Raw genomic sequence first — 14037 nt, forward strand, 5'->3', positions numbered from 1 at the left:
AAGCCTCGTTAGTAAAGCGTCGAGTTAAACAGTTGAATCTGAACCGTTTCACCGACTTCAACACGGCCACGTTCACGCTCTAGTACCACAAAACAGTTTGCTAAGCTCATTGAGCGGAAAGCGCCTGAACTTTGGTTACCTGTTGTTTCTACTACAAACTGACCGTTTTCAATCGAGTAGATAGCTCGTTGGTAATCAGTACGGCCTGGGCCTTTTTTGAATGCAGATTTAGTGATAGCAGGAATCGACTCTGGTGCTGTCCATGCTGCGTGACCAGCCAATTTAGCTAACATAGGCTGAACCAAAACATACATGGTCATCATCGCCGACACTGGGTTACCCGGTAAGCCACAGAACCACGCGTTATCCAACTCACCAAATGCGAACGGTTTGCCCGGTTTAATTGCCAGTTTCCAGAAGCCGATTTGGCCGATCTCTTCCAAAATATCTTTGGTGTAATCCGCCTCACCAACACTCACGCCACCAGAAGTCACAACCACGTCTGCTATTTGCTGTGCTTTCTCGAACGTTTCTTTAAGCGTTGCAGGGCAATCTGGGATGATACCCAAGTCGATAGCTTCACAACCAAATGCTTCGATTAATGGTTTAATACCGTAACGGTTACTGTCGTAGATCTGGCCGTCTTCAAGCGGTTGACCTAATGGCTTTAGCTCATCGCCAGTAGAGAAGAAAGCGACTTTAGGTTTATGTAACACTGTCACGTGGCTCACACCTAATGAAGCAATCATTGGGATGTCACGAGGTGTTAAACGCTCACCACGGCTAAGTACGATATCGCCTTGCTTGATATCATCACCAGTAGGGCGAATGTTATTGTTCGGCTTGATGTCGTCTTGTTGAATCTCAATACCAGCCTCAGTTTCGGCCGTATTTTCTTGCATGATTACGGCGTCACAACCTTCCGGGATCTTTGCGCCTGTCATAATGCGAATACAGGTGTTTGCTGGCCATTCACCTTCGAACGGTTGGCCCGCAAAAGACTTGCCTGCTAATGGAAGAACTTTACCGTTCTCTAAGTCTGCTAAGCGCAGTGCATAGCCGTCCATTGCTGAGTTATCAAAAGGAGGGACGAAAATAGGGGACAGAATATCTTCAGCAAGTACGTAACCCAATGCTTCTGCTAATGGCAATGATAAGGTCGTTTGAATAGGTTTAATTGGCGATAGCAGCTTATCTAGTGCTTCTTCAATTGGCATCAAGCCCGGAGCGTCGCAACAGCCCATAATTGAAATCCTTTGGTCGTTATTATTTTGATTTAGTGGTTGGCAATGGTGGCTCAATAATTATCAAATCACGGTTGTTTGCCAACGAAATTGCAGCCACTTTAGCATAGTTTAAGCCCCGTAAATAATGACCTCCCTTAAAATATGGGTGTATTTATTCAAAATTCCGAGTATCCTTGTTTGCCATCCAGAAGGGGTATTAAAAGAGGAAGTTCAATGTCAGGTCTTAGCGAATCAGCGAAGTTGGTTAAAGATGCGCTAGCAAGCCGCGGATTAGAGACACCAATGCGTCCTAATCAGGTTAGCCGAGAAGAGAAAAAGGAACGAATCGAACACCATATGCGTGAGATTCTCACTCTCCTTGAACTTGATCTTGCAGATGACAGTCTGGAAGAAACACCGCAACGTATTGCAAAAATGTATGTGGATGAGATTTTCTCTGGTTTGGATTACGCCAATTTCCCTAAAATCACCGTGATCGAAAACAAGATGGGTGTTCGTGAAATGGTTCGTGTAAAAGACATTACCGTCACCAGCACATGTGAGCATCACTTAGTGACCATTGATGGTAAAACGGCAGTCGCTTACATTCCTCAAGGTAAGATTATTGGTCTTTCGAAGATCAACAGAATCGTTCGTTTCTTTGCTCAACGTCCTCAAGTTCAAGAGCGCATGACACAGCAAATCCTTGTAGCATTGCAAACGCTACTAGAAACGGATGATGTTGCTGTAACCATGGATGCGGTTCACTACTGCGTGAAATCTCGTGGTGTAATGGACGCAACCAGCGAAACAACAACGACAGCACTGGGTGGTATTTTCAGATCAAACCCAGCAACGCGCCACGAGTTCTTACACGGCCTGCGTTAATACGTTTCGTCACTGGATGAACGCGATTTAGCCTCTGTAAATTGATGTTCGTTGAAAATATTCTAAGCCTCGCTTTATGCGGGGCTTTTTTGTACTTGTAATGAAGTAAACTGCAAAGACCGCGAATGTCGTTATTCCCTAGAGTGAAGAAGGAGCGACTCATTCACTTTCGTCATTCCTTAAAGTGAGGAACGAACGTAATAGGGAATCTGTTTTGATTAGGCGTTTATTAGTGTGGTTAGCGGGAGATCCCCGATTCAGTCGTTCCTCCTTCTCGAGGATGACGGCGAGTGAGGTAAAATACGAGGGTGGGGGTTCAGTGTGTATTCTACGCCAGCCTTTTAGAAGCAAACGCTGCTGATCTTGCAGAATGAGCGACTTAGTCACTTTCGTCACTCCCTAAAGTGAGGAACGAGCGTAATAGGGAATCTGCATTTTCGATGGGGGTTGGTTGGAACGGAAATTAGATGCGCTCTACAGAATCTATAAAGCGCAAATTTGGGTACAGCAGCTGGTGGAATGCTTAAGTAAGATTAAACAAACGCTTAAAGTGGTGAACAAAACCGGACGGCTTGTTCTCAGCTTGATAGATATTCAAGCCATCATAAAAACTGGCCATAAACTCTACGCGAATCTCATCATCACTGCTTCTCGATATGCGAGACAACAGCGTAGCGGCTACAGCAGCATGATCATTGGCAAGGCTGTAATCCATTCCTAGTCGTCCTTGAATGAACAACCACAAATGAGTGATTAACTTTAACTGCTGAGCGTTAGAGTTTTGAAACTTGTCGCTGTGCTCAGTGCCAACTGTAGTATCGAATACATTTTGCATCGCCTCATTCGCTTCTTTATTGCTTTCAAAGCGATAGCTTGCATCGATATGTACCTTGGTTAACAGGCCAAGCAACGTCTGACGTGCAGAGTTGTCCGGCTTGTTCTCGCAAGCGTGCTTAAACAGAGCATGGTTTTCATCAATAAATGACGACAGCTCTTTTTCATAGCCAGTCGTCAGCGCTTTGACTGAATCGAGGCCTGCGAGCTGCAAACACGCTTCGAGCTTAGTTTGGCGCTGAGGTTCAGTCTGAGTTTGGATCTCAGTCATTACTCTGTAGCTCTTCCCACGTTACTTCTGCAGATTGCGTGTCGCTATTTACGAACGCAGAGTTACCCGACAGCATTACTGAAAGGTCCATAGTTCGTTGTGTCATCGCTGCTAGTTGCTCAATACCATCGTTGTCTAGACGAACGATTTGAGCTTTCAGGTAACCGAACTTACCTTTGTTTTGTTCCCACCAAACATTCGATTTAGTGTTGAAGCTGAACACGCTCACAGACTTAGATAAGCGAGTCGCTTTCTTAACGCGTTCTGGATCTGGTTCGCCCACATCAATCCACTCTAAGATTTGGTCATCTAACGACTTCTGCCATAAATCGGGTTCTTCAATGCTAGACAACCCTTTAGTGAACTCAAGTTCAGGAGATGCATTGATACAGAAAGCAATGATACGAGCCATCATGCGCTGTTCTGTTTCAGAAGGGTGTTGTGCAACCGTTAGATTAAAAGAGTCGTAATAGTCGCGATTCATATCGGTTAAAGAGATACGAAACTTGTAGATTGTCGGTTTAAGAGCCATTGAGGGGGTGTCTTAGGTAGAAATAGTGAGGGGGAATATTACCTTAAATCTCTGAATAGCGGGTAAAAAAATAGCCAGCAGAGGCTGGCTATTTTTAGAAAGCTTTAAAATACTAAATTAAAGTACTTTGATGCTGTCAGCTTGAGGGCCTTTTTGACCTTGAGATACAGTGAACTCAACTTGTTGGCCTTCAGCAAGAGTTTTGAAACCGTCGCCTGTGATTGCAGAGAAATGTGCGAATACGTCTGGGCCGTTTTCTTGCTCGATGAAGCCGAAGCCTTTAGTTTCGTTGAACCATTTTACTTTACCAGTAACTGTGTTAGACATGATGATATCCTAAAATTAAATTTTTATTATGAGCCAATTGTGGCACTGATAGCGCGGAAAAGTTTATTGCTATTGCGTACAACACAACGGGGTTACTAGTAATCCAACGAAATGTTTATATACAAAGAACTTTCTTTCTAGCCGAGATGAAGTCTAAATCAAATCAGGGGATAGTCAATCGAATCCATAGTGAAAGGTTGCAGAAACTTGGGGGTAGTCAAACTTTGCATTCCTTAAATATCATGGAGTTACAGTTGTATGGTGATTTGTTGTCATTTTTGTGAAAATGGTGGTCGAAATTGATGACGAATTTGGAGTGAATGCACTGTTTTAGCGCATTTATTTTTGCAAATTAGAAGCCGCTAACTGGGTGTTGAGCCCACTTTTAACGGCTTATATTTATTACTGTCGTTGTAAGGAAAATGTCTTTACTTGAACGAGAACTAGGCTACTTTTTCAAGCGGTACAGGTTGCCATTATCGGTACTGAAAAAGATGTCGCCGCTTGGTGAACTTTCGATGTCTCTTATCCTTTCGCCTAAGTCTTCTAAAATACGCTCTTCCTTGATTGCCTCACCTTGTTCATTGACTGTCACAATATTAATGTGAGTAAGCTTAAGTGCGCCAGCCAGCAGCTTTCCTTTTAACTCTGGGTATTTATCGCCTTGGTAAACAATCAAGCTCCCCGGAGCTATTGAAGGAACATAGACTTTTTTAGGCGCTTCAATACCATCTTTGGTTTTAGACTCGCCAACGCTAATTGGCCCCCAATACTCTTTTCCGTGTGAGGTGACTGGCCATCCATAGTTGGCGCCTGCTTTTATTAGGTTGATTTCATCACCACCGCGCGGGCCGTGTTCAATCGACCAAAGTTTTTGAGTCGGGGCATCATAGAACAACCCTTGTGGATTACGATGGCCATAGCTCCAAATCTCATTGAGTACCTTTTTGTTGTCAGTGAATGGGTTATCGCTTGGCGTGCTTCCATCGGCATTTAATCGCAATATTGAGCCAGCATGAGTCATGGTGTCTTGGCCGTTGTCCCTGTCACCACGATCGCCGATTGAAAAATACAGGTGGTTCTCATCAAAGGTGATACGGCTACCAAAGTGACGCCCTGTGTCCGTTCTGGATTTCGACACAAACACGTCTGTCCAATTAGTGATTTCATTATTACTGTAATTAGCAGAAGCCAGTGTCGTTACACCTTCACCATCGACCTCTTTACTATAAGTGACGTAGAACCTTCCGCTTTCAAAAGGAGAGGGTGCGATATCCAATAATCCACCTTGGCCTTTCGCCCAAACATTTGGCAGCCTGAACAATGTGTTTTGATCGCCGGTCTTTAAATCAATGTGTTTAATGACGCCTGATTTTTCTGTTACTAGCATGGAGTTGTCGTTGATATAAGCCAACCCCCAAGGGATCACGAGTCCGTCGGTGATCTTCTCTGCCTGCCACGCAAAGGCTGACGTTGTAGGAGCAAGGGCAAGCAGCGCCAAAGCACATGGAAAAATACGGTGATGAGTGTTCATTGAAGTCCCTTGATTATGAGCGTCTAGTGTTAGTCTAGCGCCTGTGGTCGATAGGCGGAAAGTTGAGGTTACTGAAAAGTGACTATTCACATATTTAGTTGAACGTCTATTGTATGATTATACAAGCTCACGTATGTTTACTGTGCCTTTCTCTATTTGATCCAGTCGGAGCATTATGAACAACTCGCCAGCAGCGTTTCCGCTATTTTCTCTGTTTTTATGTTGTGAGTTAGATACGCACGTTTTTTCTTCGAACGGACGTATTAAACGATGAGTCGTCGATTTGATTTTAAATCGATCTTACTTGCGTGTTTGGTCATCAGTATCGGTCAGCTCAGTATGGGGCTTGTGTTTCCATCACTACCTTGGATCGCCAAAGACTTCGATGTGTCACTAGAGCAAGCCCAGCTATTGGTAAGCGTGTACCTATTAGGTTTTGGGCCTTCCCAGTTTATTTATGGCCCTATTTCCGATGCTCTCGGGCGCAAGAAAGTACTGCTGAGCGGGTTATTAATCGCCATGCTGGGACTATTGATGATCATTTTCTTCAGCCACTCGTTTACCAATATGGTGATGGGGCGATTTCTGCAAGGCCTAGGAACTGGCTGTTGCGCTGTACTTGCTCGTGCCTCGACGCGCGATAGATTCAACGGCGCAGACTTACCTTTGGCGATGTCTTATATTGCGATGGTTGCCTCTATAACACCTTTGATCGCGCCTGTTATCGGTGGGTTTATTAACTTCCACTTTGGCTGGAGTATGGTGTTTATATCACTACTTGGCTATGTCTCATTGGCTTGGGTGGTATTGGCGTTCAAGTTTAAGGAAACTGTCACTCAGGTTTCGGCTATCCCTTCACCGAAGAAAATGGTTTCTCAATACAAAGAGCTACTCACTTCTCGTTATTTTATGAGCTTTGCGAGTATTGGCTGGCTTAACTTTAGCTTGATGATCACCACCGTATCAGTGATGCCATTTATCATGCAAAACCAGATTGGCATGACGTCAGATGAATACGCGATGTGGGCGGTGATTCCTGCATTAGGCATGCTGGGCGGAACAAGCTTATGTAACCGTATTCGCCCTATGCTGGGCAACAAGAAAACTCTGTTATGCACACCTGTATTACATGTTGCTGCAGCGTTGTGGCTTTTCTTTTGTCCACTTGAGCCTTTGTATCTCATGCTCGGCCAGTTCTTGATGATTCTTGGCAATGGTATAGCGTTACCTTGTGCTCAGGCGTTGGTGATGTTGCCTTATAAGAAGAACGCTGGCGCGGCGGCTGCGATGTCTGGCGGAGGGCAGATGGTGGTGTCTTCAATGGTGAGTATGGGACTAGTTCAATTAGGGCTAGGAGAAGCGTGGCATCTATCGCTTGTCATCATGTTGTTCACACTGATTACCCTGTTTAATATTTTACGTGGTTTCAGTAGCCAAGAAGCGAGAGAGTCCCAGCTTAGCTAGTTATTTAGTTATTTAGTTATTTAGTTATTTATTATTTAGTTATTTATTATTTAGCTAGCTAGTGAAAAACGAAAAGGCCATTGAAGTTTATGATTTCAATGGCCTTTATTATGCTTAGAGCTTAGAGCTTAGAGCTTAGAGCTTAGAGCTTAGAGCTTAGAGCTTAGAACTTAGATTTAAACTGAAATGCCCGAATTATTCACAGACGACTGCAACCTTCTCACTTGCTGCAGTATTGGCTGGAACTGGATGATCGATCAATCGGATAGGGGACTCATACAGTGCTGACAAAGCCTCTTCATCGAGTAACTTATCCGCGCTGCCTTCGAACGCAATCTGACCTTTTTTCAGGGCGACAATATGCGTCGCGTAACGAAGCGCTAGGTTCAAATCGTGTAAAATAACGATCACCCCAACATCTTCTTTTTTGTTGAGTTCAGATAGTAAGCCCATTAGCTGAAACTGATGATGAACATCCAATGCAGAGGTCGGTTCATCAAGGATCAATACTGGTGACTGCTGAGCCAGTAACATAGAGACCCATGCTCGTTGACGTTCACCACCGGACAAATCATCCGCTAATGCTTGTGAGAATTCAGTGACACCGGTTCTTTCCATCGCTTGTTGGATAATCGATTTGTCTTCTGAATTCCAACGACCTAGTGCGCCTCTCCATGGGAAACGTCCTAAACGAACTAGCTCTTCGACTGTTAAGCCAGCAGAAGCGGGGAGCTTTTGCGGTAAATAAGCAATCTGCTTGGCTAAGTCTTTGCTTTTGAATGAAGAGAGGGAAGCACCGTCTAGTTCCACGCTGCCATGATCCGGAGACATTTGCCCTGAGAGTAAATTAACGAGTGTAGATTTACCTGAACCATTATGGCCAAGAACGACGGTCAGTTCGTTGGTCGGAATCGTGAGGTCTTCGATTGAGAGAATGGTTCGTTCATCACGAACAATTTTGATGTTTGAAAGCTGAAACATGTCAGTCCTGTGCCTAGGCCAATAAAGCGCTTCAGTGAAGTTAAACGAGCTTTATTGGCTTTTAAAAATAGAGGGTGTTATTGAGCTGTTTTTTTGTTGTCGGGGTGTCTTGGGCAATCGTCGCAATACTTTCTAGAGTCGCACTTATAAACTAAGCAGCAGCTGATTCTGATCAGTTTTAGCATCTCCGAATCAGCGTCTATTTTAAGGCTGTCTAAATGATTTTCAGGTAACTGGCATGCTTCTAACCAAAGCTTAGCTTGTTCAGTGATATAATCGTTGGTTAGGCTCGGCTCGTGCTGCTGTAGTTTTATCAAGCTGCCTAGTAATAGATCAGCAAGTAGATGATTGGTAAACCCCGGACGAATACGTGTCCACTCACTAATCTGGCTACGATAAAATTCTGTGAGTGCAAGAATCGCTTCGCCTGCTTGTGGAATCAGTTCTTCTGGTGAACCGTGTTGATGATCACCATTAAAGAAACGGTAGCCTGTGACAAATTCTTTGTACCTAAACTGGCCGATGTTCTTAATATCAGGCAGTGAGTGAAGGCCGTAGATAGATATAAAGGTCACGTAGATTGGTTGCCAGCAAACCAGATCCCACGTTCGGGTTAACCAATAGGCTTTGCCTGCTTCAGGGTGGCTCTGCGCAAGGCCATCGTAAACTCGTTTGATTTCTTTATGGCTATCATCATTCGTTATTGCAATGCTCTTGCTATGCAGAACACCAAAGCTTCCACTTAAATAAGGTGTCACTTGTTTTGAGTGAGCGAAGATTTTCTGATGTAGAGACGGGGCTCTCCGACGAGTGATAATATTGTGCAGCTGGGAAAGCATCATAAACCATTAAATGAGAATCAGTAGCGTTATCATAACGGACATAATCGAGGATAACCATACAAAATGGAGCATCTACTCGGTGCCTCTGTCTTTTGGTCATTTTATAGAACACACATGACTGCTTCTTTTTTTGAGTGATAAAAGCCGTTTTAAATGATAAAAGTATTGGTGAATCGAATATGTCGCTGCCAACTATAGAGAATATGAAAGCTTAAATATGAACACACCTGCATTTAGTCGTATCAGTCGCGTTTTGACCTATATCCATTCGAACCTTAGCTCCTCGCTATCGTTAGAAGATATTGCGACACAAAGCTGTTGGTCTCGTTGGCAGCTTCAGAGAGTGTTTCAATCAGAGACTGGGCTTACTGTGGCTAACTATGTGAGAGAGCTAAAGTTAAGCCAAGCTGCAGAACACCTGCTTGATGGAAAAGAGCGCGTGATAGATATTGCTCTTGGGCTCGGGTTCAATTCAGAAATAAGCTTTAGCCGCTCGTTTAAGCAGATGTTTGGGGCAAGCCCAAGCCAGTATAGAAAAGCAGGCAAAAGAGTCGGGCTAAGAAAGCCGATACAAGTATCTGAAACAGCGAGTACTTCTGAAAAAGGGGCGTTAAGCTTTGTGGAAGTACGCATTGATGAAAGAGAGTCTTTCCTAGTGAAAGGTATGACATCAGAAATCAGTGGTTTGTTTTCACTCACGCAAGACTTCGCTCAGAAAGTCCCTCAGCTATGGTCACGTTTAGAAGGTGAAGTTGAGATCCCTGACGACAACGTGCTCCAGTTCATTGGCGTGGTTGACCTGACTCAGTCTTGCTTTGACGGGACGAATATTCACTATTGGGCAGGGGTAGAGCTTCAGGAAGGAATTTCAATCCCGCAATTACCGAGTATTATTTCTGAAAGATTAGCGGTACTGACGGTTCCTAAGCAAACTTATGCTGTAGTGAAGCACTGTGGTCCAATTGAGAATTTACGACACACCTTGAGTTGGTTTGTGCTGAATTGGATGCCAAGTTCAGGTTATCGTGGCGTCGATGGATATGAGCTTGAAGTGTACCCGTTTGCCTATCAAGCACATGCCTCTGACGCTGAAATGGAGTACTGGGTTCCTATTATTAAATCGTAGTCATATTCCCGCTCACTCTCTTCTAGCAAAGCCTTCCTATCAATAAGGTCAATTGTCTTTTAAATCACCAATTGACCGTTTTCTACTAAAAATAGGTCAAGTTCTTTTTGAATTTGCACCAAATTGTTAATTATCCCACCTCTAGATACATACAATGCAAATGAGATTTATTATTATTTATATTAAGCATTGGTACCGAGGGAATTATGACCACTCACACTCGTTTTAAGTATTCATCATTGGCAGTAGCGTTGCTGACTGCGTTCTCAGCGCAAGCATTGGCGGAAGAAACCGTTACTGCGGCAGATTCGAATGTAGAAACTGTCACTATTATGGGTAAAGTCTATCGTAATACAGCAACTAAATCGGCACTTGAGCCAGAAGAAACACCTCAAGGTATTACAGTCATTGATGAAGAACAGTTAGAGCAACGAGGTGTAAAGTCTCTTAACCAAGCGCTTAGATACGCGCCGGGTGTTGTGACTGAGCAAAAGGGCGCATCAGTAACCATGTACGATACGTTCTCGATTCGTGGGTTTAGTAACAATCAGAGTTACTACGATGGCTTGATTCTGCCGTTCCTGACTGGATGGAACCTGCAACCTCAGATCGACCCTATTGCGATTCAGCAAGTTGAAGTGTTTAAAGGCCCTACGTCTGTGTTGTATGGATCGATGCCGCCGGGTGGTATGGTCAACATGATCGCGAAGGCACCGCAAGAAGACGGGTCGACAAAAGTGGGTGTATCTACAGGCTCAAGAAACTTGATGGAAGCGTCAATTGATACTTCAGGTCAGTTAGGTGACAGTGACTTTTCATATCGTTTAGTTGCACTCGCTCGTAAACAAGACAGCCAAGTTGATAACGCTGAAGAAGAGCGTTATGTGATTGCTCCATCGCTAGATTGGCAGGTATCTGATAGAACACTTATTAACTTCAATCTTTACTATCAGAATGATCCGTCAATGGGTACTAACTCTGCAATGCCGCTCGAAGTATTGAAGGCAAGTGATCCATCTGTGTCCATGGGCGACAAGAACTGGAGTACTTTTGAACGTGAAGTCTTGATGTTAGGTTACAAAATTAACCACCAAATCAATGACAACTGGACTTTCCTTCAGAACGCTCGTTATTCCGATGCGTCGCTATATCAAGAAAACACCTACCATCGCGGTACGAATTTTAACGCCGCAACTGGTAGCTTAATTCGAAATGTGTATAGCACGGATGAAGACTCTCAAAGCTTTGTTATCGACAACCAAGTATCAGGTCGCGTCGAGGTTGCTGGGCTAGAGCATAACTTATTGTTTGGTCTCGATTACCTAAAACTGACGGGCGACTCTTTGTATCAAGAGTTCACCGCGAACGCTGGTTTCTACGGATTTAACGCATACAACCCAAATAATGACTTGCTTGATAAGAGTCAGCTACAAGAGAATTACCGTGAATCCCACGACATTACTACCGAGCAGTTAGGATTATATTTCCAAGACCAAGTTCGCTATGACGCGCTGGTTTTACTTGCTGGTGGACGTTACGACATGTTCAAAGCGAGTGACGATAAAACGAGCACTTACCCAACAAGCGATGGCACAGAAAAAGCGGATCACAATCAGTTCTCTTACCGCGTAGGTGCTTTGTATGAGTTAGATAATGGCATCTCTCCATTTGTAAGTTACGCGACGAGTTTTGAGCCAGCTGCTGGTACTGATATTAACGGTAACTCGTTGAAACCTCAGTTGGGTGAGCAAGTCGAATTCGGTGTGAAATATCTTTCTGCTGACATGGCACAGCAACTTACTGCGTCATACTTTTATATTACTAAGAAAGACTCAATTGCAGCAGATCCATCAGATCCGACATATCGCTCTAAGATCCAATTAGGTGAAGTACGCTCTCAAGGTGTGGAAGTCGAAGGCCGATGGTTTGTAACGGAAGATTGGGATGTGAACGCGAGCTATACATACGTCGATATGGAAGTAACGGAAGATGCAAACCCGGATCTAGAAGGAACGACGCCAATTTATGTTCCGACACACGCCGCTAATTTATGGAGTAACTACTATGTCTATGGTGGTGCTTTAGCGGGTACACGTTGGAGCGCGGGAGCTCGTTACATGGGTGACATGGAGATGGATGCAACGAATACTCAAGGGAAAGTGCCGTCTTACACTGTCGTTGATATCTCTGTGGGTTATGACCTAGGGGAAGCAAGTGAAACTCTGTCAGGTGCAACGGCTAACTTGCTCGTTAATAACCTGTTTAATGAAGAGTGCTACACCTGCTACGACCAATCGAACTGTTGGTTCGGTGCAGAGCAGTCAGTAGAACTCAGTGTGAACTACGAGTTCTAATTCATTTGAATACATAAATCTAGGCAGCCTGTGTAGGCTGCTTTTGTCGTTAAATAAACACTTAAAAAGTGACAGTGATTATATGAAAGCCAACTATTTTACTTCTCGTTTTCCTAAAGTGAGTTCGTTCATTGTCTCATTGAGCTTGTTGTTATCAGCTCAAGCGATGGCCAACTTTCAAGTTGAAGACAGTGAGGGTGTTAAAACTCTTGAAGCTCAACCGGTTAGAGTCGCGGCGCTGAACTGGGACATTGCAGAACAAGTTATCGAACTCGGTGTTACGCCAGTAGCAGTACCTGATATTGCAGGTTATACCGATTGGGTTGCTCAACCTGCGATTCCAGAAGGCGTGGCGGACATTGGCACTCGAACTGAGCCTAATTTCTCTGCTTTGAAGAAGCTAAACCCTGATGTGATTCTTATCGCTTCACCGCAGAAAGATCTTCAGGATCGACTCTCTGAAATTGCGCCCGTGCTTTACTACCAAACGTACAGCGAACAGCACAGCAATGCAGCGGCTGCTATTGAGAATTTCAAGAAGATCGGCCAGTTGCTTGGTAAAGAAGAACAAGCGAACCAAAAGCTGGCCGCAATGGATGAGCGTATCGCTGTTCTAAAAGCTGAGTTAGATAAAGCGTATCCGGGCGACAAACCGAAAGTGACCTCTTTCCGTTTTGCGAGCACTACATCGGTGTTCATTTATGGCGATAACTCGATTCCACAATATGCACTTGAGCAGCTTGGCTTTGATAATGCGATGGATCTGCCTGCAAGTCAGTGGGGCATCAGTCAAAAACGCATGACCGAGCTCAAGAACGTGAAGAACGGTATTGCACTTTACTTTGAACCTTTCCCGTATCAAGACAAGTTAGATCGTTCTCCGGTTTGGAAGAGCATGCCTTTCGTTCGCAATGGTCAATTTAGCCCAGTCGCAGCAAGTTGGAGTTACGGCGGTGCCATGTCGATTTTGTATAACGCAGAAGCCATGGCGCAATCGCTGCTGACGTTAGCGGAGCAGTAATGAAATCCAGTGGTTTTATGATGGGGGCTGCGTTGCTTTGTGCTGCCCTTGTTCATTTATGGTTAGGGCAGTCGGAATTTGGCCCTATTAGTGAGTTGCTCCAGCAAGTCTCACAGATCAGTGATATCACTACATTCAACTCAATGGTCGATGATTCATTCGAGTTGATGGCGTTAGCCTATGTCAACTTACCTCGCTTGGTGATGGCAATCTTGGTTGGCGGAACACTTGGCACCATCGGCAGCTTGTTTCAACAATTGACACAAAATCGCATGATGTCGCCGCTAACCTTAGGTACATCGTCAGGTGCATGGCTTGGTCTGGTTATTCTGAATGTGGTTGCGCCGATGTTGGTCGCTCAGTATTCAGTTTGGTTTGCTCTAATTGGTGCGCTGCTTGCGATGGGGCTTATCGTTTCCATTGTTGGCATCAAAAACATGAGCGGCTTGCCAATTGTATTGGCGGGTATGGCGGTCAACTTGTTGCTAGGGGCATTTGCAACGGCGATTATTCTACTCAACGACCAGTACGCACAGAATCTGTTTGTATGGGGAGCGGGCGACCTAGGGCAAAATGGCTGGGAACAAGTGCTTTGGTTGATGCCTAAGCTGTTGCCGATTTTTGCCATATTCTTCTT

General features: G+C 44.4%; 13 protein-coding genes. 6 read left to right on the top strand and 7 right to left on the bottom strand.

The features are described 5' to 3' along the window. Positions 1-8: 8 nt before the first annotated feature. A complete protein-coding gene (gene moeA / locus AACR09_RS15130; RefSeq protein ID WP_193835308.1) occupies positions 9-1244 on the bottom strand; it encodes a molybdopterin molybdotransferase MoeA in 1236 nt (411 codons plus the stop codon). Positions 1245-1460: 216 nt separating this feature from the next. Here moeA and folE point away from each other — a divergent pair, with 216 nt between their 5' ends. Continuing rightward, on the top strand, positions 1461-2114 hold the full coding sequence (folE, locus tag AACR09_RS15135; RefSeq protein ID WP_004731548.1) for a GTP cyclohydrolase I FolE: 654 nt from the start codon (positions 1461-1463) through the stop codon (positions 2112-2114). 523 nt (positions 2115-2637) lie between these two features. Here folE and AACR09_RS15140 read toward each other — a convergent pair. The 4 genes from AACR09_RS15140 to AACR09_RS15155 form a co-directional block, all read right to left on the bottom strand. Beyond that, positions 2638-3219 carry a hypothetical protein gene (locus AACR09_RS15140; RefSeq protein ID WP_193835309.1) on the bottom strand — a complete coding sequence of 194 codons (582 nt, stop codon included), beginning with the start codon at positions 3217-3219 and terminating at the stop codon, positions 2638-2640. Then, positions 3212-3751: a YaeQ family protein gene (locus AACR09_RS15145; RefSeq protein ID WP_004731545.1), complete on the bottom strand. Its 540-nt coding sequence runs from the start codon at positions 3749-3751 to the stop codon at positions 3212-3214. The genes AACR09_RS15140 and AACR09_RS15145 overlap by 8 nt, the downstream gene beginning before the upstream one ends. A 117-nt stretch (positions 3752-3868) precedes the next feature. Continuing rightward, complete coding sequence (locus tag AACR09_RS15150) at positions 3869-4078, bottom strand: cold-shock protein (protein ID WP_004731543.1); 210 nt, start codon at positions 4076-4078, stop codon at positions 3869-3871. 448 nt (positions 4079-4526) lie between these two features. After that, positions 4527-5612: a PQQ-dependent sugar dehydrogenase gene (locus tag AACR09_RS15155; RefSeq protein WP_193835310.1), complete on the bottom strand. Its 1086-nt coding sequence runs from the start codon at positions 5610-5612 to the stop codon at positions 4527-4529. Between the two features lie 270 nt (positions 5613-5882). On the opposite strand from AACR09_RS15155, the gene AACR09_RS15160 reads away from it, so the two are divergent. Further along, a complete protein-coding gene (locus AACR09_RS15160; protein ID WP_004731540.1) occupies positions 5883-7076 on the top strand; it encodes a multidrug effflux MFS transporter in 1194 nt (397 codons plus the stop codon). Positions 7077-7271: 195 nt separating this feature from the next. On the opposite strand, the gene AACR09_RS15165 is transcribed toward AACR09_RS15160, so the two are convergent. Together AACR09_RS15165 and AACR09_RS15170 are read right to left on the bottom strand one after the other, a co-directional pair. Further along, complete coding sequence (locus AACR09_RS15165) at positions 7272-8057, bottom strand: ABC transporter ATP-binding protein (RefSeq protein WP_017077534.1); 786 nt, start codon at positions 8055-8057, stop codon at positions 7272-7274. Between the two features lie 77 nt (positions 8058-8134). Continuing rightward, positions 8135-8896: a siderophore ferric iron reductase gene (locus AACR09_RS15170; protein ID WP_104215014.1), complete on the bottom strand. Its 762-nt coding sequence runs from the start codon at positions 8894-8896 to the stop codon at positions 8135-8137. 220 nt (positions 8897-9116) lie between these two features. Here AACR09_RS15170 and AACR09_RS15175 point away from each other — a divergent pair, with 220 nt between their 5' ends. The 4 genes from AACR09_RS15175 to AACR09_RS15190 all read left to right on the top strand — a co-directional run. Next, entirely contained in the window at positions 9117-10025 is a 909-nt protein-coding gene (locus AACR09_RS15175) for an AraC family transcriptional regulator (protein WP_193835311.1), read from the top strand. A gap of 206 nt (positions 10026-10231) precedes the next feature. Beyond that, positions 10232-12379, top strand: coding sequence for a TonB-dependent siderophore receptor (locus AACR09_RS15180; protein ID WP_193835312.1), 2148 nt, complete (start codon positions 10232-10234; stop codon positions 12377-12379). A gap of 82 nt (positions 12380-12461) precedes the next feature. Beyond that, positions 12462-13400: an iron-siderophore ABC transporter substrate-binding protein gene (locus AACR09_RS15185; RefSeq protein ID WP_193835313.1), complete on the top strand. Its 939-nt coding sequence runs from the start codon at positions 12462-12464 to the stop codon at positions 13398-13400. Next, on the top strand, positions 13400-14037 hold a 638-nt coding region (locus AACR09_RS15190; protein ID WP_228010651.1), incomplete at its 3' end, for an iron chelate uptake ABC transporter family permease subunit. The genes AACR09_RS15185 and AACR09_RS15190, both read left to right, overlap by 1 nt.

It is taken from the genome of Vibrio sp. OPT20, assembly GCF_963889365.1.
Classification (GTDB): Bacteria; Pseudomonadota; Gammaproteobacteria; order Enterobacterales; family Vibrionaceae; genus Vibrio; species Vibrio splendidus.